This window comes from Klenkia soli, from assembly GCF_900103975.1.
Taxonomy (GTDB): Bacteria; Actinomycetota; Actinomycetes; order Mycobacteriales; family Geodermatophilaceae; genus Klenkia; species Klenkia soli.
Genome location: NZ_FNIR01000003.1, coordinates 312,556 through 337,352 on the forward strand (window position 1 = coordinate 312,556; position 24,797 = coordinate 337,352).

Sequence of the window (24,797 nt, forward strand, 5' to 3'; positions counted from 1 at the left end):
GCCTCCTCAGGCCCGGAAGAGGTGCCGGCGGATGGCGGCGGCGTTGCCGAAGATCCGGATGCCCAGGACCACGACCACCGCGGTCGACAGCTGCGCGCCGACCCCCAGCTGGTCACCGAGGAACACGATCAGGGCGGCGACGACGACGTTGGACACGAAGGACACCACGAAGACCTTGGCGTCGAAGATCCCGTCGAAGCGGGCCCGGATGCCGCCGAACACGGCGTCCAGCGCGGCGACGACCGCGATCGGCAGGTAGGGCTGCAGCCAGACCGGGACGCTGGGGTCCAGCAGCAGGCCGAGCACCACGCCCACCGCGAGGCCGAGGATGGGGATCACCGGGTCAGTCTCCGTCGTCCGTGGTGCTGCCGGCAGCCGGGGTGCCGTCGTCCGGCGTGCCGCCGGTGGGCGCGACCTCGACCGGCCGGGCCGAGCGCAGCTCGGTGCTCCCGGCCCCGGGCAGGCTGAGGTCGTCGCTGCGGACGAAGTCGAACACCCAGTCGTAGGTCAGCTGCAGCCCCACCAGGTAGCGGGCCTCGGGCGAGGTGAGGAACCCGTTGTTGAGCGCATCGGGGTCGCCGATCGCCTGGACCTCGTACGGGCTGGTCACGGGCCGGAGGTCGACCAGGATCGCGCCGCCGGCCTGCCGGATGGTGGTGGTGGGGCCCAGCCGTTGGCCGTCGACGCTGATCGCCTCGGCACCGGCGGCCCACAGCGAGTTGACCAGCAGCTGCAGGTCGCGGTCGAGCACCTGGTCCACCTCGTCGTCGGTGGTGCCGGTGGCCACCGGGTCGTCGTCGGCCGAGGGCAGCGCGTTGCCCAGGTGGACGACCAGGCCGGGCCCGGACACCGGCACGGCGGCGGCGCCGGCCTCCTGCGCGGCGAGGTCGTCGAGGGCCTGCTGGCCCTCGGTGGTGGCCGACAGCGCCTGCTCGCGCGCGGTGCCGACGTCGGTCTGCAGCTGCGCGAGGCCGGCCACCAGGTCGTCGGTGACCGCCGACTCGCGGTCGATGTCGGCGATCAGCGCCGTGCGCCGTTCCTCGCGTGCCGGTGACGCCGCGGAGGCCTCGCTGTAGGTGAGCGCGGCCAGCAGGCCGGCCAGCACCATGACCACCGCGACCAGCGCCTGCCACCCCCGCTGGGTGCGCCGGGGCCGCTCGCGACCGGCCGCCCGGGCCGCCGCGGCCTGGGCGTAGGCCGGGTCGACGGTCTCGGCCAGCACCTGGTCCAGCAGCGAGGCGCCCAGCGACCGGGTGCGGGAGGTCTGCTGCGCCTGGTTCACCGCTCGGCCCGGCTCTGCCGCACCAGGCCGACGGCCTGCACGACGTAGAGGACGGCGGAGACCAGGTAGAGCGCCCCGCCCCAGATCGCCAGCGCGTAGGCCGGCGGTGCGATGACGGTGGCCAGCCACCCGGTGCCGTCGGCCATCAGCAGCCCCGGGAAGGCGTAGAGCAGGATGAACGTGGCCGCCTTGCCGAGGTAGTGCACCTGCAGCGGTGGCCAGCCGTGGACGCGCAGCACCAGCAGGACGACGGCCAGCAGCAGCTCGCGGGCCACGATCACCGCCACGAACCAGACCGGGACGACGTCGCGCAGCACGAAGGCCACCAGCGTGGCGACGATGTAGAGGCGGTCGGCGGCCGGGTCGAGCAGCGCCCCCAGCCGGCTGGACTGCCCGAGCACCCGGGCCAGCTTGCCGTCGGCCCAGTCGGTCACCCCGGAGACCATGAGGACGACGACCGCCCACCCGTCGGCCTGGGGACCCAGCAGCAGCCACAGGAACAGCGGCACCCCGAGCAGCCGGAGCACCGACAGCGCGTTGGGGATGGTCCACACCCGGTCGCCCAGGTCGTCGCGGGAGACCTGGGCGGTGTCCTGCGAGCCAGCCGTCGTCACGCGCCCTCCCTCCGTCCGCCTGCCCGTCGAGGGCGGCACCCAGGCTAGTGCCCGGGTCCGACAGGACCGGGGTGCCCGGGCCGTCCCGGTGACCGGCCGGGACGACGCCGCGTGGCCGACCCACCGGACCGGGGGGTGCACGCCCTACCGTGTGCCCCGTGGACCCGCTCCGCAGGAACGCCGTCACCGTCACCGGCAGCCCCGACGGGGTCCCGGTCGTCTTCGTGCACGGGTTCGGCTGCGACCAGGGGATGTGGCGGCACGTCGCCCCGGCGTTCGAGGCCACCCACCCGGTGGTCACCCTCGACCACGTGGGGGCCGGCGGTTCGGACACCTCCGGGTACGACCGGGAGCGGTACTCCTCGCTGCAGGCCTACGCCGACGACCTGGTCGAGGTGCTCGCCGCGTCGGGTCTCCCGCCGGTGGTGCTCGTCGGGCACTCGGTGAGCGCCACGATCGGGGCGCTGGCCGCGATCGCCCGCCCCGAGGTGGTCCGGCAGCTGGTCATGGTCGCGCCCAACCCCCGGTTCGTCGACGACGACGGCTACCGCGGCGGGTTCGGTGCCGACGAGGTCGACGAGCTGCTGGAGACGATGGAGGGCAACCACCTGGGCTGGTCGGCCGACATCGCACCGGTGATCATGGGCGCACCCGACCGCCCCGAGCTCGGCGAGGAGCTCACGCGCAGCTTCTGCCGGACCGACCCCACGATCGCGCGGGACTTCGCCCGGGTCACCTTCCTGTCCGACCACCGGGCCGACCTCGCGCACGTGCCGGTCCCGACGCTCGTGCTGCAGTGCTCGGACGACGCGCTGGCCCCCCTCGAGGTCGGCGCCTTCGTGCACGACCAGCTGCCCGACAGCGAGCTGGTGGTCCTGGCCGCCACCGGGCACTGCCCGAACCTGAGCGCACCCGCCGAGCTGGTCGGTGTGCTGCGCGCCCACCTCGACCGCGGGTGAGCGCCCCCGACGACTGGACCGCGGCGCCCTGCGGCTTGCTGGTCCTCGACCCCGCCGGCACCGTCGTCCGGGTCAACGACCAGCTGCTGGCCTGGGCGGGTCGACCGGCCGCCGACGTCGTCGACCGGGTGCGGTTCGGGGACCTGCTGTCGGTCGGTGGCCGCCTCTACTGGGAGACCCACCTCGCGCCGCGGCTGCAGCTCGAGGGCCGCCTGCAGGAGATCAGCGTGGAGCTGCGGAGCCCGGACGGTCGGGTGCCGGTGCTGCTGTCGGCCGCGGTCGTCCCCGGCAGCGGGCACGTCCGGGTGGCGCTGCACGGTGCCCGCGACCGGGTGCGGTTCGAGCGCGAGCTGCGCGCGGCGCGCGAGCAGGCCCAGCACGCGGTCGACCGGCTGAGCACGCTGCAGGCCGTCACGTGGGGGCTGTCCCGGGCGACCGGGGTCCGCGAGGTCGTCGAGGCGGTGCTCACGGCCGCGACCGGGCCACTGGGAGCTGCGACGGCGGCGGTGTGGACGTCGGTCGAGGGGCACCTGCAGCTGCACTCCGCCCGCGGCGAGGGCCCCGTCCCCGCCCCGTCGGCCCCCGACCTCGCCGCCGGCCCCGCGCCCCGGTCCGCCGACGGCCGGTTCGAGGTCCCGCTGCCCGGTGCGGCCGGGTTCCCCGGCGTGCTGGTGCTGGCCGGCGTCGACCCGGTGCCCGACACCGACGTGCTCGCCGCGGTCGCGCAGCAGGCGGGGCTCGCCCTGGACCGGGCCCGGCTGCACGAGCAGAGCGCCGGGGTCGCGCACGCCCTCCAGCACGCGATGCTCGCCGTCCACCCCCCGGTCGACCCCCGCTACGCCGTGGGTGCGACCTACCGGGCCGGCGTGGAGATGCTCGAGGTGGGCGGGGACTGGTACGACGTCTTCCTCGTCGGCCCGGGCACGCTCGGCGTCGTCGTCGGGGACGTCGTGGGGCGGGGTCTGGTGGCGGCCAGCGCGATGGGGCAGCTGCGCAGCGCCGTCCGGGCCGTCTCCGAGCCGGGGGCGGGCCCCGCGACGGCGCTGACCCGGCTGGACCGGTTCGTGGAGCAGGTGCCGACCGCGCAGATGGCGACCGTCGCCTACGCCGAGCTCGACCTGGCCACCGGGGTCCTGCGGTACGCGTGCGCCGGCCATCCCCCGCCGCTGCTGCTGCCGGCCGACGGCCCCGACCACTACCTGTGGGGCGGCCGGTCGACCCCGCTGGGCGCCGTCGTCGAGGGGGTCCCGCGCACGGGGACCAGCCTGCAGCTGCGGGCCGGCGACCGGGTGCTGCTCTACACGGACGGCCTCGTGGAACGGCGCGACCGCGGGCTGGACGAGGGCATGGCCGCGCTCGCCCTGGCCGCCGAGCAGGTCCGCGGTCGGTCGCTCGGCGACACCACCGAGGCGGTGACCGCCGTGATGCTGCAGGGCGAGGTGGTCAGCGACGACGTGTGCGCCCTGCTGCTGCGGTGGTCGGGGCCCCCGCAGCAGGGCGGGGTGGCGGCGTCCGGGTGACCGGCGGCGCGGGTGTGCCGGGGTGCAGGGCCAGGGCCCGGAGCCCCCGGGCGACGGCGGGTACCCGGCGCGCGCCGAGGAGCAGCGCGTAGCCGAGTGCGGCGCCCGCGGTGTTCGCGAGCCAGTCGTCGACGTCGGCGACGTGGCCCCCGGCGAGGGTGAGGGCGTTCACGAACTGGACGACCTCCATGGCCAGGCTGAGTGCCGCCCCGGCGGAGACGACCCGGACGGCCGACGCGCGGCGCAGCAGCAGCGGCAGCAGGAAGCCGAGCGGGAGGAACACCACCACGTTCCCGGCCGCGTCGACGAGCTCCGTGCCGCTCAGCGGGACCAGGTCCAGGTAGACCTGCCACGGCGTGGTCCGACGCCGGCCCAGCACCATCGGCCACACGGTGTTCGCGACCACGCCGGCCAGGTACACGCAGGCCGTGGCCACCAGCAGCGCCCGGGGGCCGGTCAGCACGCCCCGGCGACGCATCCGGTGCAGCAGCAGGGCGCAGGCCACCGCGGTCAGCGGGACCACGACCGGCCACATCGGCACGGCCTGCCCCGTCATCGGGCGAGCCGGAGGGCGCGGTGGGCGGGGGTCACGGAGGCATCATCGGCCGCCCCCGGCGGCCGCCGGATCCACCGCCGGGAGGAGATCTCCTCGTCCTCGGGTCCCGCCCGTCCGCGGCAGCCGGCCGGGAGCGGGATCAGACCAGGCCCTGCGCCTCGGTGAGGGTCGCCCGCAGGATCTGCTCCATCTCGTCGAACTCCGCCTGGCCGCAGATCAGCGGCGGCGCGACCTGGACGACGACGTCCCCGCGGTCGTCGGGCCGGCAGTACAGGCCGTTGGCGAACAGCGCGCCGGGCAGGAAGCCGCGCACCAGCGCCTCGCGCTCGGCCGCGTCGAAGGTCTGCCTGGTGGCCTTGTCCTTGACCAGCTCGACGGCCCAGAAGTACCCGTCGCCGCGGACGTCGCCCACGATCGGCAGGTCCAGCAGCTTGCGCAGCGTGGCGCCCAGGGCCTCCTCGTTGTCCAGCACGCGCTGGTTGAGACCCTCGCGCTCCATCAGGTCCAGGTTGGCCAGCGAGATCGCCGCGGACACCGGGTGGCCGCCGAAGGTGTAGCCGTGCGGGAACGCCACCCCGGGGCGGAGGAAGGGCTCGATGACCTTCTCCGAGGCGATCATCGCCCCGATCGGCCCGTAGCCCGAGCTCATGCCCTTGGCGCAGGTGATCATGTCCGGCAGGTAGTCGAACTTCTCGCAGGCGAACATCGTCCCGTGCCGGCCGAAGGCGCAGATCACCTCGTCGGAGACCAGCAGCACGTCGTGCCGGTCGCAGATCTCCCGCACGCGCTGGAAGTAGCCGGGCGGGGCGACCAGGCACCCGCCGGAGTTCTGCACCGGCTCCAGGAACACCGCCGCGACGGTGTCGGCGCCCTCGAAGAGGATGGCCTCCTCGATCCGGTCGGCCGCCCACAGCCCGAACGCCTTCTCGTCCTCGGCGAACTCGGGGTGCCGGTAGATGTTGGTGTTGGGGGCCCGGAACCCGCCGGGGGTCAGCGGCTCGAAGTCCTTCTTCATCGCCGGCAGGCCGGTGATGGCCAGGGCACCCTGCGTCGTCCCGTGGTAGGCCACGGCCCGGGAGATGACCTTGTGCTTGCCGGGCTTGCCCTGCAGCTTGAAGTACTGCTTGGCGGCCTTCCACGCGGTCTCCACCGCCTCGCCGCCCCCGGTGGTGAAGAAGACCCGGTTGAGGTCGCCCGGCGCCAGGTGCGCCAGCCGCTCGGCCAGCTCGGCCTGCCCCGGGGTGGTGTAGCCCCAGACCGGGAAGAAGGCCAGCTCGCCGGCCTGCTTCGCGGCCACCTCGGCGAGCTCCCGGCGCCCGTGCCCGGCCTGGACCACGAACAGCCCCGACAGCCCGTCGAGGATGCGGCGGCCCTGGTTGTCCCAGATGTGGGCACCCTCGCCGCGGGTGATGACCGGGACCGGCACCTCGGGGTGACGGCCCTGGCGGGCGAAGTGCATCCACAGGTGGTCCGCCGCGCGCTGGGCGGTGCGGTCCGGCACGCCGGCCGGGGGGTGCTCGATCGAGGTCACGGTGCAGGCTCCAGGCGGGAGAGGGATCGGCGGGAGAGGGAGTGGTGGGAGGTCAGGCGTTCTGCGGGAAGCCCAGGTCGACCCCGCCGTGGCTGGGGTCCAGCCACCGGGTGGTGACGACCTTGCTGCGGGTGAAGAAGTGGACGCCGTCCAGGCCGTGGGCGTGCGAGTCGCCGAACAGCGAGTTCTTCCACCCGCCGAAGGAGTAGTACGCCATCGGCACCGGGATCGGCACGTTGATGCCGATCATCCCCACCTCGACCTCGTTCTGGAACCGGCGTGCGGCACCGCCGTCGTTGGTGAAGATCGCCGTCCCGTTGCCGTACTGGTTGCCGTTGACGAGCGCGAGCGCCTCGTCGTAGCTGTCCACCCGCAGGACCGACAGCACGGGACCGAAGATCTCGTCGGTGTAGACGCTCATCCCCTGGGTGACGTGGTCCAGCAGCGTGGGCCCCAGCCAGAACCCCTCGGCTGCGCCCTCGACCTGGACGCCCCGGCCGTCGACGACGACCGTCGCCCCCGCCTCCTCCCCCGCGTCGACGTAGGAGGCGACCCTGTCCCGGTGCACCTGGGTCACCAGCGGGCCCATGTCGGCGCCGGTGGTGCCGTCCCCGGTGCGCAGGGTGCGGGCGCGCTCGGCGATCCGGGCGACGAGGTCGTCGCCGATCCCGCCGACGGCGAGCAGCGCGGAGATGGCCATGCAGCGCTCGCCGGCCGAGCCGAAACCGGCGTTGACCGCGGCGTCGGCGGCGAGGTCCAGGTCGGCGTCGGGCAGCACGACCATGTGGTTCTTGGCCCCACCCAGGGCCTGGACCCGCTTGCCGGCCCGGGTGCCGCGCTCGTAGACGTACCGGGCGATCGGGGTGGAGCCGACGAAGGAGACGCTCTTCACGTCGGGGTGGTCCAGCAGCCGGTCGACGGCCACCTTGTCGCCCTGGACGACGGTGAACACGCCGTCGGGCAGACCGGCCTCCTGCCACAGCTGCGCGATCCACAGCGCGGCCGAGGGGTCCTTCTCGCTCGGCTTGAGGACGACGGTGTTGCCGCAGGCGATCGCGACGGGGAAGAACCACATCGGGACCATGGCGGGGAAGTTGAACGGGCTGATGATCGCCACCGGCCCCAGCGGCTGGTGGACCGAGTGCACGTCGACCCCGGTGGAGGCGTTCTCGGTGAACCCGCCCTTGAGCAGGTGCGGGATGCCGCAGGCGAACTCGACCACCTCCTGGCCGCGGGACACCTCGCCCAGCGCGTCGTCGAGCACCTTGCCGTGCTCGGCGGTGATCAGGGCGGCCAGCTCGGGCTTGCGGGCGTCGAGCAGCTCGCGGAAGCGGAACAGCACCGCCGTGCGCTTGGCCAGCGAGGTGTCCCGCCAGGCCGGGAACGCCGCCGCCGCGGAGGCCACCGCGGTGTCGACGTCGGCCTCGGTGGCCAGCACCACGTCGCCGGTGACCTGGCCGGTGGCCGGGTTGGTGACCGGTGCGGTCGAGGCGGCGGAGCCGGGCGTGCGCGCGCCGGCGATCCAGTGCGGGATGACTGCGGTGCCCATGGCCCCATCCTCGGTGGCCGGGGTGGCTGTCGAGCAGTCGATCTGTCGGAGATGTGCGGTCCGGCCCGACGATCCGTCACCCGCGCGCAGGTCGGTCCGCAGGGCGGCGGACCGTACGCTCGGGCCGCCCCTGACCGGCAGTCCGTCGGGCGGGACGACGACCCGCGGAGGGATGCGCATGAGCGCGGTGACCGTCTCCCAGGTGCTGGCGATGGAGCCGTTGCGCGGCGCCGGGCCCACCGTCCTGGCCGGCGCGGCGGGGCTGGGTGCCGCCGTCCGGTGGGTGCACACCACCGAGCTGGTGGACATCGCCTCCCTCCTGCGCGGTGGTGACCTCGTGCTCAGCACCGGCATCGCGCTCCCCGACGACGCGGCGGGGCTCTCGTCGTTCGCGCGGAGCCTGCACGCGAGCGAGGCGACCGGGCTGGTCATCGAGCTGGGGCGTCGGTGGTCGCGGGTGCCCGACGCCCTGGTGGTGGCCTGCGAGGAGCTGGACCTGCCGCTGGTGGCCCTGGACCGCGAGGTGCGCTTCGCGGCGGTGGCCCAGGCGGTCGGCGAGCGGATCGTCGACGAGCAGGTCGACGAGCTGCGGTCGGCCCAGCGGGTGCACGACGTGTTCACCCAGCTGGGCATGGCCGAGGCCGGCCCGGCGCAGATCCTGGAGGCCACCGCGCGGCTGGCCGGCGCGACGGTCGTCCAGGAGGACGACCGGCACGGCGTCGTGGACTACCGACCGGGCCCCGACGGCGCCTCCGCGTTCCTGGCCGACTGGACCGTGCGGTCGCGCACCGCGGTGCTGGACGACCGCACCGGGTGGGATGCGGCGCGGGGCTGGTTGGTCACCCGGATCGGCCGACCCGAGCGCGGCTGGGGCCGGTTGGTGCTGCACTGCCCCGAGGCCCCGTCCCAGCGCGCCACCGCGATCGTGGAACGGGCGGCCGCGGCGCTGGCCCTGCACCGGCTGCACGACCGCCACCGCGACGGCCCGGTCCGGCGCGCGCACTCCGAGCTCCTGCTCGGCCTGCTGGCCGACCCGACGTCCCCGGAGCTCCTGGAGCGCTGCCAGGTGGCCGGCCTGCCCGTGGCCAAGCGCCAGTTCGTGGGTCTCGCCGTCCGGCCGGCCACGGCGCCCGACGGCACCCGGCCGGACACCGACGAGGTGCTCGCCGCCGTCGTGCACAGCGTGCACGAGGCCCGGGTGCCGGCGCTGGTCGCGGCGGTGGACCGCGACGTCCGGGTGCTGCTCTCCCTCGCCGTCGGGTCCGACGCGGAGCGGGCCACCGACGACCTGGCCCGTCGGGTGCAGCGGCGGCAGCGCGCGGTGGTCGGCGCGGGGCGGGTGGCCACCCGGGTGGGCGAGCTGGACCGCACGCTGCACGAGTCCCGGCACGTCCTGGACTCGGTGCCGGCGGGTGCGGCCGGTGAGCACGTCCTGCGGCTGGCCGACGTGCACCTGCGGGGGCTGCTGGCGATGCTCGCCGACGACGACCGGGTGCGCATGTTCGTGCGCCGCGAGCTGACCGCGCTCCGCGAGCACGACGAGCGCGAGGGCGACGGGTTGGTCGACGTGGTCCGCGCGCTGGTGCTGCACCCGCGGAGCAGGTCGGACGCGGCCGCGAGCCTGCACCTGTCCCGCGCGACGTTCTACGACCGCCTGGCCAAGGTGCAGCGCGTGCTGCACGCCGACCTGGACGACCCCGACGTCCGGGTCTCGCTGCACGTGGCCCTGCTGGCCGAGGAGATCGCGTCGACGAGGGCGCACTGAGCCGGCTGCCCTGCGACGTGGGTCCCGCCGGGGGTCAGCTGTCGAAGCCGAGGCCGAGGCGGTCCAGGGCGCGCATCCACAGGTTGCGTCGCCCGGTGGCGTCCTCCCGGTTCAGCGACCACCGGGTCAGCTGGATGCCGATCCAGGCCAGCGGCTCGGGCGGGAAGGGCAGCGGCCGGCGCCGGACCATCTCCAGCCGGGTCCGCTCGGTCGCACGACCCGAGAGCAGGTCGAGCAGCACGTCCGCGGCGAACCGGGAGGCGCCCACCCCCAGCCCGGTGAAGCCCAGGGCGTAGGCCACCCGTCCCCGCCAGGAGGAGCCGAACATCGCGGCGAACCGGGTGGAGGTGTCGATGACCCCGCCCCACCGGTGGGTGAAGCGGACACCGGCCAGCTGCGGGAAGGTCTCGTAGAACTGCTCGGCGAGCAGCCGGTGGGTGGCCCGGCGGTCCTCCAGCGCGCTGTCGATGCGCCGCCCGAAGTGGTAGATCGCGTCGTAGCCGCCCCAGAGGACGCGGTCGTCGTCGGTGAGCCGGTAGTAGTGGAACTGGTTGCCCGAGTCGGCGATGCCCTGGCGGCCCTCCCACCCGATCGACGCCAGCTGCTCGGCGCTGAGCGGCTCGGTGGCCAGCACGTAGTCGTAGACCGGCACGGTGTGGAACCGCAGCCGGGCCAGCAGCGGGCGGAAGGCGTTGGTGGCCAGCACGACGTGGGCGGCGGTGACGGTGCCCGACGAGGTGGTCACCCGCAGCTGGCCGGACCGCCGGGTGAGGTCGGTGACCCGGGTGCCCTCGGCGATGTGCACGCCCAGGGACTCCGCTGCCCGGGCCAGCCCCCAGGCGAGGCGGGCGGGGTCGACCAGGGCCGAGCCCTCGGGGACGACCCGGCCGGCCAGGTAGGTCGGCGAATGCACGAGAGCCCGCACGGCGGCGGCGTCGAGGAACCCGGGCGTACCCGGTTCCAGCCCGGCGACCTCGTGCGGCCTGGTCGCGACCGTGAGCATGCCGGGCAGGGAGAACCCGCAGTCGATGCCGTAGCGCTGGACGGTGTCGCCGATGCCGGCCAGGTTCTCCAGCCCGAGCCGCTGCAGCTGGTCGAACTCGGCCGGCCACCGCTCGCGGCCGTTGACCTCGCCGTGGGTGAGGCTGGCCTCGCAGAACCCGCCGTTGCGACCGGTGGCGTGCTCGGCGATCCGGTCGGCCTCCAGCAGGAGCACCCGGCGACCGGGCTCGCGCTCCACGGCCCGCAGCGCCGTCCACAGCCCGGTGAACCCTCCGCCGACGACCACCAGGTCGGTCTCGGTGTCGCCGTCCAGCGGCGGGCGCGGTGCCGGCCGCTGGTCGGTGTCCAGCCACGGCGACTGCGGCACCGCCCGGTCGAGGTCGTCGTCGACGGTGGTGGGGCGGTGGGTCTGGTCGGTCACGGGGTCCTACCTCCTCGGGTGCCGCGGTCGTCGGCCACCCGTCCTGAGTGAACGCCACCGCGCCGGCCCTGGACCCCAGCAGATCGTCGGGAGAACGCCGGTCCGGCGACAGATCGCCCCCGGTCGGGGGTGCACCATCGGCGAGTGACCGACGCCAGCGACGCCCCGAGGACCACTGCCGACGCCCGCCTGCTCAGCCCGGCTGCCGCCGCCGAGCCGCTGGAGGAGCTCCCGCTGGCGGAGGGCACCGTGCTGGCCGGCGCGCCGCGGGCCGGTCACCGCACCCTGCTCGACGACGGCACCGCCGTCGGCGTGTGGGAGCTGACCACCGGCACCGTGACCGACGTCGAGGTCGACGAGGTCTTCGTCGTCCTCGCCGGGGCGGGCTCGGTGACCTTCGCCGACGGCTCCGCGGTGCTGCTCGCCCCCGGGGTGGTGGTCCGGTTGCGGGCCGGCGACGCGACGACGTGGGTGGTCACCGAGACCGTCCGGAAGGTCTACGTCGCCTGAGGTGCCCGGACCGCCGGAGATCCCGGGGTCACCCGGTCGGGGGATCCCGGCCCGGTCCCGCTCAACCCGCTCCTTCCCCGCGCCAATCCGGGACCCGGATATACGGAACCGATTCGTATGCAAGTGCACAGGAGGATCCGTGCCGCTCGCCCGCTCGTCCGCCCACGCCGCCTTCGCCGCCGCGTCCCGCAGCACCCTCGCCGACCTGTCCACCGGAGGGCAGTTCGACCTCTTCCTCGTCGCCCGTGCCACGGACCGCTGGTGGACGCCGCTGACCGCCGTCCGCGCCACGGACGCGCTGCCCGTGCACCTGGGGACCCACTTCCCGGTCGAGACCACCGCGTGCCACCGGTTGCTCGTCGACCGCCGTCCGGTGGTGTCCCGGGACCTGCACCGGCACGGTGACCCCCAGGTGCGGGTGAGCTCCCGCGCCCACCACGTCGCCGGCTACGCCGGTGCGGCCATCCGGCGGCCGGACGGACGCCTGCTGGGCACCCTCTGCGCCTTCTCGGCCAGCCGGTTCGAGGGCGACGTCGACCCGATCGCCGCCCGGCTGCACGAGGGGGCCGACCGGCTCGCCCGTGACCTGGGGACGGCGCTGGACGTCGTCGCCGACGAGCGGCGGGCGAGCTACGACCACGCCCTGCGCAGCTCCGACGCCGCGACCCGGCTACCCGACCGACGGGGCTGGGGGCTGATGCTCCGCGACGAGGGGGAGCGCTCGCGCGACCTGGCCCAGGACGCCGCCGTCGTCCTGGTCGACACGGGGCTGGTCCGCACCACCCGAGGCGTGCGACGGGCCGCCGACGTCGTCCGGGACGTGGTCGGCGACCTGCCGGTGAGCCGGGTCAACGGCCGGCAGTTCGGCCTGCTCCTCGCCGGGGACGACGACCTGGACCCGGGCACGACCGCCGGAGACGTGCAGGACGCGCTCCGGACCGCCGGGTACAGCGCCACGAGCGGGTGGGCGGCCCGGGAGCCGGCCGGCGGCATGGCCGACACCTGGTTGCGCGCCGAGGACGCCCTCATCGGGGTCCGCTCGCAGCCGGGTCGCTCCCGGCTCGGCGCCTGACCGGACCGGTGCGCGTGCCGGGCCGTGAGGTCGTCCTCGTCCCTGCTCGTCGGGTGGGTCACCGCAGCGCGCCGGCCTCGACCGGGGGCGGCTGGTCGCGCTTGCTGACCGCCAGGTAGGCCACCACGGCGACGATCGTGGCCAGGAACAGCACGCTGGTCAGCGTCGTGCCCAGACCGAGGCCGCCGTCCACCCGGTCCTGGGAGAACCCGTCGCCCAGCGAGGCACCCAGCGGGCGGGTGAGGACGTAGGCGATCCAGAAGGTGAGCACCGCGTTGGCCCTGAACACCAGGTGGCTGGCGGCGACGGCGCCGATGAGGGCGGCGAACAGCAGGGCCGACAGCCAGTACCCGGCACCGAGCTTCTCGGCCACGAGGTCGCCGGCGGCGGTGCCGAGGGCGAAGGTGAACAGGATGGCCAGCCAGTAGCAGGCCTCCCGGCGGCGGGTCACGACGGAGTGGATCGACAGCGTCCGCTCCGCGGCGTACCAGCCGGCGAAGGTCAGGGCCAGCGCCACGGTGAAGACCGCGGTGGTGACCTCCAGCGGCACACCCAGGTTGTCGGTGAGGTTGTCGGTGATCAGGGTGCCGACGACGCTGATCAGCACCACGGTGGCCCAGTACAGCGGCGGGACGTACCGGCGGGCGCGGAACTGGAAGCCGAGCACGACCAGGAAGACCGCGCCGACGACGACCGTGGTGCCGGTCAGCCCGAACCCCAGGGTGTCGTCCAGGTAGTCCGCGGCGGTCTCCCCGACCGTGGTGGCCAGGATCTTGATGACCCAGAACCAGAGGGTGACCTCGGGGACCTTGTTCAGCAGCGCGCGCCCCGTCGAGGGGGCCAGAGGTGTGATCATGGCGGCAGCGTCGGACGGGGCACCTGCACACGACCTGAACGCTCCGCGCCGACGGGGCAACGCAGACGGTCCGGTCACCCATGATGGGGCCGTGAGCGAACTGCAGCCCCGGGTCCTGGTCGTCGAGGACGACCACGGCCTGCGCGACGTGCTGGCCCGGGGCCTGCGGGAGCACGACGTCACCGTGGTCACCGCCCGGGACGGCGCGGGCGCGCTGGGCGCAGTGCGCGGCTCGGGCGCGGACGGCTTCGACGCGGTGGTGCTGGACATCGGGCTGCCCGACTCCGACGGCCGCGACGTCTGCCAGGCACTGCGCGCCGCCGGCCTCACCGCGCCCGTGCTGTTCCTGACCGCCCGGGACCAGCTGCACGACGTGCTGTCCGGGTTCGCCGCCGGTGCCGACGACTACCTGGCCAAGCCGTTCCACCTCAGCGAGCTGCTGGCCCGGTTGCGGGTGGCCCTGCGCCGGAGCGCGGCGGCGCACCCGGTGACCACCGGGCTGGTCCTGGACCCGACCACGCATGCACTGGTCGGTCCGACCGGGAGGCAACGGCTGACCCCGACCGAGTTCCGGGTCCTCGCCGCGCTCATGGCTCGCCCGGGCGCAGTGGTCCGCCGACGGGACCTGCTGGCTGCCGGCTGGCCCGACGGCGCGCAGGTCGCCGACAACACCCTGGACCAGTACGTCGCCCGGCTGCGCCGCAAGCTCGACGCCGCCGGCGACCCGGGCCGGTCGATCGGGACCGCGCACGGCGTGGGCTACACGTTCACGTGAGCGGGCGGTGCGCGCGCACGAGCCTGCGCACCCGGCTGTCCTGGTCGGCCACGCTGGTCGTCGCGCTGTGGGTGCTGCTGCTCGCGGTCGGCGCCAACGCGCTGCTGGCACGGGTCCTGGCCGGCCAGGCCGACGACGTCCTGCAGGCCCGCGCCGAGGCGGTCGCGCAGACCGTGGACGTGGCCACCGACGGAACGGTGACGGTACTGGACGCCCGGGACGACCAGGCGCTGGACGTCGGCACCTGGATCATCGACGGCGCCGGCGGCATCGTGGAGCGCCCGCCCGGCAGCACCGACACGCTGGATCGCCGGGCCGTCGACCTCGCCGCCCAGGGCGCCGGCACCGTCGACGTCGACACCGGTCAGACGGTGCGGCTGCGGGCTCTGCCGCTCAGCGACGACGGACAGCAGGTGGCCGCCGTCGTGACCAGCACATCGCTGTCGCCCTACCAGCAGATCGAGCGGACCGCCCTGCTGGGCAGCATCGGGGTGGCCCTGCTGCTCGTCGTCGTCGTGCACCTGGTGCTGCGCGCCAACGTCACCCGCGCCCTCCGCCCGGTCCAGGACATGAGCACCCAGGCCGGTCGGTGGAGCGCCGACGACACCGACCGGCGGTTCGGCGACGACCCCCGCCCGGCCGAGCTCGCCGAGCTGGCCGGCACCCTCGACCAGCTCCTGGACCGCCAGGCCGCCGTCCTCCGGCACGAGCAGCGCTTCACCGAGGAGCTCTCCCACGAGCTGCGCACCCCGCTGGCCCGGGCGCAGGCCGAGATCGACCTGCTGCGCGCCCAGCCCCGCGACGCCCGCGAGCTCGCCGACGCGCACGCTGCCGTCGACCGGTCCACCCGCGCGATGGCGTCGATCCTGGAGACGATGCTGTCCGCGGCCCGCAGCTCCGAGGCCGTCAGCCCCGGTCGTGCGCGGCTGGTGGACGCGCTAGCACCCCTGGCGGACCCGGACGCCCGCGTGCCCGTCGTCCTCACCGGCGACCCGGACCTCGTCGTCGGGGTGGACGCCGACGTCGTGGTCCGTGCGCTGGCGCCGGTGGTCGACAACGCCGTCCGGTTCGCCGCCACCCGGGTCGAGGTCCACGGCGAGGCCCGGGCCGGCCGCGTGGTCGTGACCGTGCTGGACGACGGCACCGGCCTGACCCCGCAGGTCGCCGCCCGGGTCTTCGACCCCGGTTTCCGCGGTGACCCCGCCGACGGCCACGGCGGTGCCGGGCTCGGGCTGGCGCTCACCCGGCGGCTGGCGCTCGCCGCCGGCGGGACCGTCGTCGCCGTCCCCGGCGACCACGGTCGGGTGGAGGTCACCCTGCCCCGCGGGTGAGCCCACCCGCCGTTCAGGCGGTGTTCAGGGCCCGGCGGCGACCGTGGGGAGCATGAGCGGCTTCCTGGACCCGACCACCCTCATCAACACCTTCGGACTGGTCGGGATCATGGCCGTCCTGTTCGCCGAGACCGGGCTGCTGGTCGGGTTCTTCCTGCCGGGTGACTCCCTGCTCTTCACCGCCGGCCTGCTCGCCGCGGGGGGCCTGGTGGCGCCGTTGTGGGTGCTGCTGCTCCTGCTGCCCGTCGCGGCGGTCGCGGGCAACCTGGTGGGCTACTGGATCGGCCGGAAGGCCGGCCCCGCGGTCTTCCACCGCCCCGACAGCCGGTTCTTCAAGGCCGAGTACGTCGACCGGTCCCAGGCCTTCTTCGACCGCAACGGCGCCCGCACGATCGTGGTCGCCCGCTTCGTGCCCGTCGTGCGCACCTTCGCGGCGGTCATGGCGGGCGCCTCCCGGATGGACCTGCGCCGGTTCGCCCTGTACTCCGTCGTCGGCGGCGTCGCCTGGGCCGTCGGGGTCACCCTGCTCGGCTTCTGGCTGGGCCAGGTCGCCGTCGTGCGCGACCACGTCGAGCTGTTCGTCCTGGGCGTCGTCGTGCTGTCCCTGGTCCCCGTCGCCGTGGAGGTCCTCCGGGCCCGGTCGGGCAGCCGGGCCCGTGGGTGAGCGGGTCGCGGAGGACCTGGGGCTGACGGTGCTGGCGTTCGCCGCCTCGGTGGCCGCCGTGACCGCCCTGGCCCTGCGGTGGGGACGGTCCTGGCGGGAGGCGGGGCCCGAGGACCCCGTCGGGCGTTCAGGTCCTGGTCAGGACTCCCGGCGCACCATGACCGCGGCCGTCACCGACGGTGCACCGACCGCCGGGCTCAGCGCCGAGCTCCCCCCGCCTCGTCGCCACGCCCTGGAGCAGCCCGTGCCGCAGCACGCCCCGTACACCCGCCACCGCGTCCCGGGCGCGGCCGTCAAGGTCCCGGCCGTGACCGCGGTGTTCTGGCTGGTCAAGGTGCTCACCACCGGGACCGGTGAGGCCGCCGCAGACGGAGCCGCGGCCTGGGACCTGCCGGTCGCGGTCGCGGTGTCCGGCCTCGGCCTGGTCGCCGCCCTGTGGTGGCAGCTGCGCGCCGACCGGTTCCACCCGGGCCGCTACTGGACCGCGGTCACGATGGTCGCGGTGTTCGGCACCATGGTCGCCGACGGTCCGCACGTGCTGCTCGGCCTGCCCTACCCGGTCACCGCCGGGCTCGCCGCCCTCGCGCTGGCGGTCGTGTTCGCCGGGTGGCACCGGCTCGAGGGCACCCTCGACGTGCACAGCATCACCACCCGCCGGCGCGAGCTCCTCTACTGGGCGGCCGTGCTGACCACCTTCGCCCTGGGCACCGCGCTGGGTGACCTGGCCGCCGTGGTCTGGCGCCTGGGCTTCGCCGGGTCGATCGTGCTGTTCGCCGCGGCGATCGTGGTCCCGTGGGTCGGCTGGGCCCGGTTCGGGCTCCCGCCCGTGGTCGCCTTCTGGGCCGCCTACGTGCTCACCCGTCCGCTGGGCGCCTCGGTCGCCGACTGGCTCGGCAAGCCCGCGCACCCGGCCGGCGGCCTCGGCCTCGGCGACGTCCCGGTCGCCGCCGCCGGGCTCGTGCTCATCGCCGTGCTGGTGACCGGCACCGCCCGGCGGACGAACCGGTGAGCTGGTTCGAGGCCCCGCTCGACGTCCCGGCGGTGCTCGGGTCGGGTCACCACCAGGCCTACGACTCCCCCACGGCCGCCGAGACGCGACCCCGTCGCCGAGTCACGAGTCGACGGGTTGCAGGAGGTCGACCAGCACCTGGGGCAACAACTCGTCGTGCACCGCCGACGGGTCGGGCAGCGCCTCCATGGCCAGGCCTCCGGAGAGCGCCAGCAGCACGACGGTGATGTCACCTGCCCGCCAGCCAGCACGTACGGGGTGATCGGCCATGAACCGCTCGACGACCCCGGTGATGCGGGCGCGCAGCTCGCGACGCGACGTCACCAGCGCCGCCCGGACCTCGGGCTCGCGCAACGCCCGCTGGACGAACTCCAGGTACAGCACCTGCCACAGCGGGTCGCGGCGGGACAGCTCCCCACCCACGGCCACCAGTGCACCGGCCAGGTCTGTCGTCTCGCTCAGCGCCCGTTCCACCGCCTGGATCCGCGCGGCCGACTCGGCCTCCAAGAGCGCGATGAAGAGGTCGTCCTTGCTGCGGAAGTTCGAGTAGACAGCGCCCTTAGTGAACCCTGCTGCAGCTGCGACGTGGTCGGTGGTCGCGCCGGCGAACCCCCGCTCGGCGAAGACCTGCCGCGCGGCGGCCAGCACCTGCCCCCGGACCTGGTCCCGCCGCGGTCGAGGGCGGAGCGGCACGTTCTCGGGGGTGGCCCGGCTCATGCCGATCAGCGTACTGACCCGTATCCGATTCGCGGTATCGACGCTGCAGGACACCCTGACGGGCTCGACGAACCCGGCCGCGGGGACAGCCGGTCAGTGCGCCCGGTGTGCGGTCACGAACGCCCGGACGGCGGCGTCGAACTCGGCGTCCTCCGGGGAGGAGCCGCCGAACCCGCCGCGGGGCACCGCGCCGCAGGACACGGCAGCAGCCGCCGGTCCTCCCGGGGTTGGCCGGGCAGGCGCTGGTGGCCGCCGAGATGGGCAATGGCGAGGCCGTCGAGGTCGTGCGGTGGCTGTCCTCGGCGGGCGGGCCGGCGTCGGCGGGGGCAGGGTCGGGGCATGACCGACAGCACAGTGGTCCCGTTCCGCGTCGAGGTGCCGCAGGCGGAGGTCGACGACCTGCGTGACCGGCTGGCTCGCACCCGGTGGGCACCGGAGCAGGACCTGGACGGCGACCGCGGCGTCGAGACCGACCTGGTGCGCCGGCTGGCGCAGCGGTGGGGCGGGGAGTGGGACTGGCGGGAGCACGAGGCCGCGCTCAACCGCTTCGACCAGGTCACCACGACCGTCGACGGCACCCGCCTGCACGCGCTGCACGTGCGGTCGGCCCGGCCGGACGCCCCGGTGCTGGTGCTGCTGCACGGCTGGCCGGGCTCGGTCGTGGAGTTCCAGCAGGTGGTCCAGCCGCTGGCCGAGACCATGCACGTCGTGGTGCCGTCGCTGCCCGGCTACGGCTTCTCCGGCCCCACCCCCGACGGCGGCTGGACGTCGCAGCGCATGGCCCGCGCGGTGGCCGAGCTCCTGGCCCGGCTGGGGCACGACAGGTACGCCGTGCACGGCGGTGACTGGGGGGCGCGGGTGGCGCGCGACCTCGCCGTCCTGGACCCCGACCACGTCGCCGGGATCCACGTGACGATGACCAACGGCCTGGAACCGGCGGACGGCGGTGACGAGCGGGCAGCGGCGCGGGCGAAGCGCCAGGCCGAGGAGCTGTTGGGCTACATGAAGACGCAGGCCACCAAGCCGCTGTCGCTGGCCTACGGGCTCACCGACTCCCCAGTCGGCCAGCTGGCCTGGATCGCGGAGCGGTTCCGGGACTGGACCGACCCGGCGTCGGACGTCTTCGGCCCCGGCACGGTGGACCTGGTCCTGGCCAACACGGCCGTCTACTGGTTCACCCGCACGGCCGGGTCGTCGTCCCAGCTGTACTGGGAGCGCCGCATGCACCCCGCCGACGAGTGGTCGCGCACCGTGCCCACCGCGGTGTGCGTGCTGCCGCACGACCTCCGGCTGCCGGTGCGCACGGCCGTGGAGCCGGCGGTGGACCTGGTGTCGTGGACCGAGCTGCCCCGCGGTGGCCACTTCCCGGGCATCGAGGTCCCCGTCCTGCTCGTCGCCGAGCTCCGCCGCTTCGTCCACGAGGACCTCCCCGCCCACTGAGCCCGGCCGGTCGAGTCAGGGCGCGGCGCGGTACAAAGCAGCGCAGAAGGAAGAGGGACCTCGCCCATCCGGACGAGGCCCCTCTGACCTGCTGCTTCTCTGTCGGGCTGACAGGATTTGAACCTGCGACCCCTTGACCCCCAGCTTGCTCCAGGGAGTCCGCCAGTGTCCGCGCACGTGCTGTTTGCGCTGGTCAGCGCGGTTCAGCGTTCGTGGTCATCCGCGGCGGACGGTCGTCGTCCGTCTGGCGTTGCTACACCGGTTGCTACATCGGCGACCTGGCCCGATATCGGTCGTAGATCTCCCGGCAATGCCCTGCTCGCACAACGGTCACGACGAGTGCCTGGTCGAGGACGTCGTCGAGGACCCGGCGGCGCGCCGGTCATCCGGCGAGCTCATCCCGGAGTTCGGCCAGCGGCACCCGCTCCCCGTCGTCTTCAGCCTTGGCCGCCCGGTACGCCGTCACGTCCTGCGCCATCTCCAGCTCTTCGAGCGCCTCCAGGTCTGCCACCCCGACGACGACGGCGGCCAACGTGCCGTTGCGGGTCACCCCGATGCGCTCCCCGCCATCCATCACCCGGCCCAGCACGTCCGAGAGCCGATCGCGCAACTCCCGGGCGGTGACCATGTCGGAAATGGTGTCCATGGCGCGAGGGTCCAGCACAAGACCAACCATGTAAACGGACGTCGCGTCCAGGCGTCGCGCGTCGTCTCGAGCTCGGTTGCGATGGACGTCTTGGTGCGCAGCTGCTGGCCACACAGTTCAGAAGTCGTCGGTCCGTCCAGCAGTCCCGACCCAGGCCACAGCGGTGTCGATCCACAACCTGCGCGGGATGGGTTTGTGGTCCGTTGATTCCGGAACGGGTTTCGGTCACCGACCGGGCGCCGCGACCTGCGGTTTGCTGAAGTCATTCGAACGCGCCTCCAGCGGCTCACGAACAGGGGTTTGTGGGCCGCACGGGTGCATGCTGGGTCGTCGTCTATACGACTTGATCGACTTTCGGGCGGCCGGGCCCGGGCCCTGACGAACATTGCGTCTTCTGCGACCGACCAGCGCCCTGCCTGGCGTTCAGTCGGTGAGCTGACGCGTCGTTGCTGGATCGGTAGCCGCCTGATCGGTGCGCATGAGGACGGGCTCGCCGAAAGTGTTGTGGTGGGTGCCGGGTACGACGCACCGCTGGGCGACTCGTTGCCAGGCTGCGTAGTGGGGTGCGGCGCGATGTTCGGTGTAGAAGGCGTGCTCGTCGAGGTAGACCTCGTGGAGGAAGAACCGGAAGGGTTCGTCGCGTCGGCGGTGGACGTCAAAGCGCAGGCAGCCGGCTTCGTCGCGTAGGGAGGCGCGTGCGTTGGCCCGGATGCCAGTGATGAATTCGTCCATGTGTTCGGGGTGGATGGTCAGGTCGACCAGCACGGTGAACATCAGCGGGTGCCAGCGCGCAGCCGATCGGCCTGCTCGCGGGTCAGCGGCCGGGTGGGGTGGCCGGACAGCAGCAGGAACAGCTTGGCCGTCTCCTCAAGTTCCTCGATGGAGTCGGCTGCGGCGGCCAGGTCGGTGCCGGCGACGACGGGGCCGTGGTTGGCCAGCAGGAATGCCTTGTGGGTGGCCGCGGTCTGTTGGGCCAACGGTTCCAGGGTGAGGTCACCGGGTGCGTGGTAGGGCAGTAGCGGCAGGGTGCCCACGCGCATGACGTAGTAGGCGGTCAGTGGGGGCAGCAGGTCGTCAGGGTTGAGTCCGTCGAGGCAGGAGATCGCGACGGAGTAGGTGCTGTGCAGGTGCACGACGGCGTTGGCGTCGGGGCGGGCACGGTAGACCGCGGCGTGCAGGAACGCTTCCTTGGATGGCTTGGGCCCGTCGATGTGCTGGCCGGTGGTGTCGATGACCGACAGGTCGGTGAGCGCGCCGAGGCTGGCGCCGGTGGGGGTGATCAGGATTTTCTCCCCGGCTCGGACGCTGATGTTGCCGGTGCGCCCGAAGGTGAGCCGGCGGTGGAACAGCGAGGCCCCCAGGGCAATTACGTCGTCGGTGAGCCGGGCAGTGGGGTCGGTGGTGGGGTGTGTCATGGGGTGGCTCCTTCCACAGCGCGCACGAGGAGATCGGGGCGTCCGAAGTTGCCGGACTTCAGCAACAGGGCCAGGTGGGGCTCGGTGGTGGTGTGGCACCAGGGGACGCCGGGGTCGGCTTCCGGGCCGACCAGCAGCGATCGCAGGCTCAACGCCTTAACGACGGCGCCGGAGGTCTCCCCGCCGGCGACGATGATGCGGCGGCGCCCCGCCTCGCGGGCATTGTTCGCCAGCGTGGCGAGGGTCGTTTCCAGGACGGTGGCGGTGTCGGGGCCCATCGCGGCCTGGCCCGCGGCGCGGGCATCGGCTGGCGCCGAGGCATAGATCAGTACTGCTGGCTCGCTCCGGTGCTTGTGCAGCCAGTCCTGGGCGCGGGTGAGCAGCTGGTGTGGGTCGGGGGTGAGTGCGGGGTCGAGCTGGTGGGCGGGCATGACCTCTCGGGCGCGGGCGACCTGCTCAAGGGTGGCCGTCGAGCAGCTGCCGGCCAGCACGAGTGCGGGACCGGCGGGCAGGTGGTCCTCGGTGGCGGCGCGGGCGGCGGTGCTGCGCAGGTGGGCGCCGAGCGCGCGGGCCAGACCAGCACCGCCGGTCAGCAACGGCCGATCGGCCACTGCTGCGGCGAGCGCGGCCAGGTCGGTGTCGTCGGCGATGTCGGTGATTAGGTGCCGCACACCGGCTTCGGTGGCCTGCTGCAGTGCTGCGCGCACAGCGTCAGGTCCGGACCGCAGCTGCTGCAGGGGCAGGGCGGCGACCGGGTGCGGGGTCTGGCGGGCAAGCACTCGCACCAGGTCCGGGTCGGTCATCGGGGTCAGGGGGTGGTGAGCCATCGAGGACTCCGACAGGAGCTGGGACCCGACGAACAGGTGGCCCTGGTAGACGGTGCGGCCGTGTTCGGGGCTGGCCGGGCAGATGATGGCCGGCGCGCCACCGACGGCGTCGAGCAGTGCGTCGGTGACCAGTCCGATGTTGCCGGCATCGGTGGAGTCGAAAGTGGAGCAGTACTTGAAGTAGAAGCGGGTGACGCCATGGTCGGCCAACCACCGCTGGGCCCGCAGCGACTGCTCGATCGCCTCAGCGGCGGGGATGGTGCGGCTCTTGAGGGCAACGACGATCGCGTCGCAGTCGGGCAGGGCCATTTTCTTGATCGGGGTTCCGATGAGCAGCAGGACCTGCAGTCCCACACGTCGCAGCCCGGCGGCGACGTCGGTTGCGCCGGTGAAGTCGTCGGCCAGGCAGCCCAACATCGGATGGGCGCCCCCCGTCCGGCCCGCAGCTACTGCGGTGCTGGGCGCCGGGCCCGGGGCATCAGTGGGCGTTGATGTCACCGGCGGTCCAGCTGGACGGCGATGGCCTCGGCAGCCAGGTGCGGAGGACTGAGCACCGGGATCGACACCGCCGCGGCCGCCGCTGCGACCGCGGGGCTGAGGGAGAACTGGCCGATGACGATGAGGTCGGCATCTGCCGCCGCGGCCTGGGCTGCGGTGGTGACGGCGTGCTCGAGGTCTGCCGGTCCCTGGCCGGGATTGACGACGGTCCCGGTGACCGTGGCCCCGGTCAGACCTTGGGTGTCCAGGTACTCGCCTAACCGGGTGTTGGTGTCGCGCACCGCGGTGGGGTTGGGGCTGAGCACCGCAATTCGTCCGGGCGCCAGCTCAACGACCCGGGCGAACAGCGCGTCGTCCGAGCCCAGGACCGGGATGGTCCAGTCGGCCGGGCTGTCTTGGACCACCGACCCGTACATCGAGCAAGTCAGCAGCACCGCATCGGCGCCACCGGCGGCTGCGTGGTCGATGAGGTGCTCCATCCGTCGCCGGAGCGGGTCGGTGAGCCCGCCGGCCTGCTCGGCCTCGGTGATCAGGCGGTCGTCGAGCAGGTTCCACAGCGTGGCGCCGGGGAACCTGTCGAGAAGAGCCCCCCGGGCCGGGGCCATGGCCGCCGGGGTCGCGTGGATCAGCGCCACCATGGGTGCGCCGGTGACTGGAGCGTTCGGGCTGCTCACCGGGTCGGCGCCCCGGCGGTTGCCTGCAGCTGGGGGGTGTTGATGTTGTCGGCCACTGCGTCGGCGAACTGGTCGGTGGTGGCCTGACCACCCAGGTCGCGGGTGCGTGCGCCGGGGTCGGCGATGGTCGCGTCCACCGCAGCCTCGATGGCGCGGGCGGCCTCGCCGAAGGCGGCCTGTCCGGTGCGGGTGCCCCACCAGGACAGCAGCAGCGCCGAGGACAGGATAAGGCTGGTCGGGTTGGCCACCCCCCGGCCGGCGATGTCGGGTGCCGATCCGTGGGCCGCGTTGGCCGCGGCGTGGTCGTCACCGACGTTCAGCGCTCCGGCCAGGCCCAGGCCCCCGGCCAGTGCTGCGGCCTCGTTGGACAGGATGTCGCCGAACATGTTGGTGGTCAGCAGGACATCGAAGCGGTCCGGGCGCAGGTACAGGTCGGCAGCCATGGCATCGACGTCGATCTCGCGCCAGGTCACGTCGGGGTAGTCGGCGGCGACCTCGGCGACAGCGGCCATGAACAGTCCGTCGGTGACCTGCAGGACGTGCCGCTTGCCTACCACGGTGACGTGGTTGCGACGCTGGCGTGCCTGCTCGAAGGCCACCCGGGCGATGCGCCGGGAGGCCGAGGTGGTGATCAGTCGCAGCGACATCGCAGTGTCGGGGGTGGGCCGGAACTCCCCGTAGCCCTCGAACAGGCTGCGGTCGGCGTAGAAGCCCTGGGTGTTCTCGCGCACGACCAGCACGTCGAGGCCCTCCCTGCTCAACGGGACCCCCGCGCGGTGGCGGGAGGGGCGCAGGTTGGCGTAGAGGTCCAGCCGCTTGCGGATGGTGCCGGGGATGTTGATCCCGCCCTCGCTGACCGGCGGGTAGGCGGTCATGCCGCCGGGGCCCAGGATGACACCGTCGGCGGCCAGGCAGGCGGCCACTGCGCTGTCGGGCAGGGTCGTGCCGCTGGTGGTCAGCGTGGCGACGCCGACCTGGTGGACGTCGAAGTCCAGGCCCAATCCGAACGCGGCGTCGGCGCGAGTGAGCACGGCCTGAGTGGCCCCGCTGATCTCTGGGCCGATGTCGTCGCCGGGCAAGAGGGCGATCTTCATGCCGTGCACCATCGTGGGTCCGCCGTTCGCGTCGGGAGGCCTCACCTCTACTGGATGAGCACGCTCCATC

The 24,797-nt window shown here is 73.9% G+C and carries 25 protein-coding genes; 10 read left to right on the forward strand and 15 right to left on the reverse strand.

All coding sequences use genetic code 11. The annotated features are described in order from the left end of the window. Positions 1-6: 6 nt before the first annotated feature. The 3 genes from BLS67_RS06420 to clsA are packed head-to-tail and all read right to left on the reverse strand — an operon-like array spanning position 7 to position 1,896. Positions 7-339 (reverse strand): small basic family protein, encoded by a 333-nt coding sequence (locus tag BLS67_RS06420; RefSeq protein WP_055768226.1) that lies wholly within the window; start codon positions 337-339, stop codon positions 7-9. Positions 340-343: 4 nt separating this feature from the next. Then, a complete protein-coding gene (locus tag BLS67_RS06425) occupies positions 344-1,282 on the reverse strand; it encodes a DUF881 domain-containing protein (protein ID WP_091241638.1) in 939 nt (312 codons plus the stop codon). Further along, positions 1,279-1,896: a cardiolipin synthase ClsA gene (gene clsA, locus BLS67_RS06430; protein ID WP_242653860.1), complete on the reverse strand. Its 618-nt coding sequence runs from the start codon at positions 1,894-1,896 to the stop codon at positions 1,279-1,281. The genes BLS67_RS06425 and clsA overlap by 4 nt, the downstream gene beginning before the upstream one ends. 158 nt (positions 1,897-2,054) lie before the next feature. Between clsA and BLS67_RS06435 the strand changes: the two genes are divergently transcribed. Both BLS67_RS06435 and BLS67_RS06440 read left to right on the forward strand, forming a co-directional pair. After that, positions 2,055-2,855: an alpha/beta fold hydrolase gene (locus BLS67_RS06435; protein ID WP_091241641.1), complete on the forward strand. Its 801-nt coding sequence runs from the start codon at positions 2,055-2,057 to the stop codon at positions 2,853-2,855. After that, positions 2,852-4,375, forward strand: coding sequence for a SpoIIE family protein phosphatase (locus tag BLS67_RS06440; RefSeq protein ID WP_091241644.1), 1,524 nt, complete (start codon positions 2,852-2,854; stop codon positions 4,373-4,375). Before BLS67_RS06435 ends, BLS67_RS06440 begins: the two co-directional genes overlap by 4 nt. On the opposite strand, the gene BLS67_RS06445 is transcribed toward BLS67_RS06440, so the two are convergent. The 3 genes from BLS67_RS06445 to BLS67_RS06455 all read right to left on the reverse strand — a co-directional run bounded on the left by BLS67_RS06445 (position 4,299) and on the right by BLS67_RS06455 (position 8,011). Continuing rightward, positions 4,299-4,931: a VanZ family protein gene (locus tag BLS67_RS06445; RefSeq protein ID WP_207500353.1), complete on the reverse strand. Its 633-nt coding sequence runs from the start codon at positions 4,929-4,931 to the stop codon at positions 4,299-4,301. The genes BLS67_RS06440 and BLS67_RS06445 overlap by 77 nt on opposite strands. A 139-nt stretch (positions 4,932-5,070) precedes the next feature. After that, a complete protein-coding gene (locus tag BLS67_RS06450; RefSeq protein WP_091241647.1) occupies positions 5,071-6,462 on the reverse strand; it encodes an aspartate aminotransferase family protein in 1,392 nt (463 codons plus the stop codon). Between the two features lie 52 nt (positions 6,463-6,514). Next, a complete protein-coding gene (locus BLS67_RS06455) occupies positions 6,515-8,011 on the reverse strand; it encodes a CoA-acylating methylmalonate-semialdehyde dehydrogenase (RefSeq protein ID WP_091241650.1) in 1,497 nt (498 codons plus the stop codon). 178 nt (positions 8,012-8,189) lie between these two features. Between BLS67_RS06455 and BLS67_RS06460 the strand changes: the two genes are divergently transcribed. Further along, positions 8,190-9,776: a PucR family transcriptional regulator gene (locus BLS67_RS06460; RefSeq protein WP_091241988.1), complete on the forward strand. Its 1,587-nt coding sequence runs from the start codon at positions 8,190-8,192 to the stop codon at positions 9,774-9,776. Positions 9,777-9,810: 34 nt separating this feature from the next. Here the strand turns inward: BLS67_RS06460 and BLS67_RS06465 are convergent, their stop codons facing one another. Continuing rightward, positions 9,811-11,199 carry an NAD(P)/FAD-dependent oxidoreductase gene (locus BLS67_RS06465; RefSeq protein ID WP_091241653.1) on the reverse strand — a complete coding sequence of 463 codons (1,389 nt, stop codon included), beginning with the start codon at positions 11,197-11,199 and terminating at the stop codon, positions 9,811-9,813. A gap of 144 nt (positions 11,200-11,343) precedes the next feature. Here BLS67_RS06465 and BLS67_RS06470 point away from each other — a divergent pair, with 144 nt between their 5' ends. Both BLS67_RS06470 and BLS67_RS06475 read left to right on the forward strand, forming a co-directional pair. Then, positions 11,344-11,709, forward strand: a complete 366-nt coding sequence (locus BLS67_RS06470; RefSeq protein WP_207500355.1) for a cupin domain-containing protein — start codon at positions 11,344-11,346, stop codon at positions 11,707-11,709. A gap of 139 nt (positions 11,710-11,848) precedes the next feature. Beyond that, positions 11,849-12,781 (forward strand): GAF domain-containing protein, encoded by a 933-nt coding sequence (locus tag BLS67_RS06475; protein ID WP_091241656.1) that lies wholly within the window; start codon positions 11,849-11,851, stop codon positions 12,779-12,781. 58 nt (positions 12,782-12,839) lie between these two features. Here BLS67_RS06475 and BLS67_RS06480 read toward each other — a convergent pair whose 3' ends face one another. Further along, entirely contained in the window at positions 12,840-13,637 is a 798-nt protein-coding gene (locus tag BLS67_RS06480; RefSeq protein ID WP_091241659.1) for a COG4705 family protein, read from the reverse strand. 91 nt (positions 13,638-13,728) lie between these two features. Here BLS67_RS06480 and BLS67_RS06485 point away from each other — a divergent pair, with 91 nt between their 5' ends. Genes BLS67_RS06485 through BLS67_RS06500 form a run of 4 tightly spaced genes read left to right on the forward strand, consistent with a single transcriptional unit; the run spans position 13,729 to position 17,416 of the window. Continuing rightward, on the forward strand, positions 13,729-14,412 hold the full coding sequence (locus BLS67_RS06485) for a response regulator transcription factor (protein WP_207500357.1): 684 nt from the start codon (positions 13,729-13,731) through the stop codon (positions 14,410-14,412). Beyond that, the gene (locus BLS67_RS06490) at positions 14,409-15,743 is read left to right on the forward strand and encodes an ATP-binding protein (RefSeq protein ID WP_091241662.1); all 1,335 of its coding nucleotides are present in this window, start codon (positions 14,409-14,411) and stop codon (positions 15,741-15,743) included. Before BLS67_RS06485 ends, BLS67_RS06490 begins: the two co-directional genes overlap by 4 nt. A gap of 52 nt (positions 15,744-15,795) precedes the next feature. After that, complete coding sequence (locus tag BLS67_RS06495; RefSeq protein ID WP_091241665.1) at positions 15,796-16,407, forward strand: DedA family protein; 612 nt, start codon at positions 15,796-15,798, stop codon at positions 16,405-16,407. Then, positions 16,400-17,416, forward strand: a complete 1,017-nt coding sequence (locus BLS67_RS06500; protein WP_207500359.1) for a COG4705 family protein — start codon at positions 16,400-16,402, stop codon at positions 17,414-17,416. The genes BLS67_RS06495 and BLS67_RS06500 overlap by 8 nt, the downstream gene beginning before the upstream one ends. 102 nt (positions 17,417-17,518) lie before the next feature. On the opposite strand, the gene BLS67_RS06505 is transcribed toward BLS67_RS06500, so the two are convergent. Then, the gene (locus tag BLS67_RS06505) at positions 17,519-18,133 is read right to left on the reverse strand and encodes a TetR/AcrR family transcriptional regulator (protein ID WP_091241667.1); all 615 of its coding nucleotides are present in this window, start codon (positions 18,131-18,133) and stop codon (positions 17,519-17,521) included. 339 nt (positions 18,134-18,472) lie between these two features. Between BLS67_RS06505 and BLS67_RS06510 the strand changes: the two genes are divergently transcribed. Next, positions 18,473-19,573: an epoxide hydrolase family protein gene (locus BLS67_RS06510; protein WP_207500361.1), complete on the forward strand. Its 1,101-nt coding sequence runs from the start codon at positions 18,473-18,475 to the stop codon at positions 19,571-19,573. A 382-nt stretch (positions 19,574-19,955) separates the two neighbouring features. Here BLS67_RS06510 and BLS67_RS06515 read toward each other — a convergent pair whose 3' ends face one another. The 6 genes from BLS67_RS06515 to BLS67_RS06540 form a co-directional block, all read right to left on the reverse strand. Further along, positions 19,956-20,219, reverse strand: coding sequence for a type II toxin-antitoxin system prevent-host-death family antitoxin (locus BLS67_RS06515; protein ID WP_091242000.1), 264 nt, complete (start codon positions 20,217-20,219; stop codon positions 19,956-19,958). A gap of 423 nt (positions 20,220-20,642) precedes the next feature. Then, positions 20,643-20,993 carry a putative quinol monooxygenase gene (locus tag BLS67_RS06520; RefSeq protein WP_091241676.1) on the reverse strand — a complete coding sequence of 117 codons (351 nt, stop codon included), beginning with the start codon at positions 20,991-20,993 and terminating at the stop codon, positions 20,643-20,645. After that, positions 20,993-21,634, reverse strand: a complete 642-nt coding sequence (gene otnC / locus BLS67_RS06525; protein ID WP_091241679.1) for a 3-oxo-tetronate 4-phosphate decarboxylase — start codon at positions 21,632-21,634, stop codon at positions 20,993-20,995. Before otnC ends, BLS67_RS06520 begins: the two co-directional genes overlap by 1 nt. Next, positions 21,631-22,875, reverse strand: a complete 1,245-nt coding sequence (otnK, locus tag BLS67_RS06530; RefSeq protein ID WP_207500363.1) for a 3-oxo-tetronate kinase — start codon at positions 22,873-22,875, stop codon at positions 21,631-21,633. Before otnK ends, otnC begins: the two co-directional genes overlap by 4 nt. Before the next feature lie 80 nt (positions 22,876-22,955). Then, on the reverse strand, positions 22,956-23,597 hold the full coding sequence (locus BLS67_RS06535) for an AroM family protein (protein WP_091241686.1): 642 nt from the start codon (positions 23,595-23,597) through the stop codon (positions 22,956-22,958). Positions 23,598-23,629: 32 nt separating this feature from the next. Continuing rightward, on the reverse strand, positions 23,630-24,727 hold the full coding sequence (locus BLS67_RS06540; protein ID WP_091242003.1) for an isocitrate/isopropylmalate dehydrogenase family protein: 1,098 nt from the start codon (positions 24,725-24,727) through the stop codon (positions 23,630-23,632). Positions 24,728-24,797 lie beyond the last annotated feature (70 nt).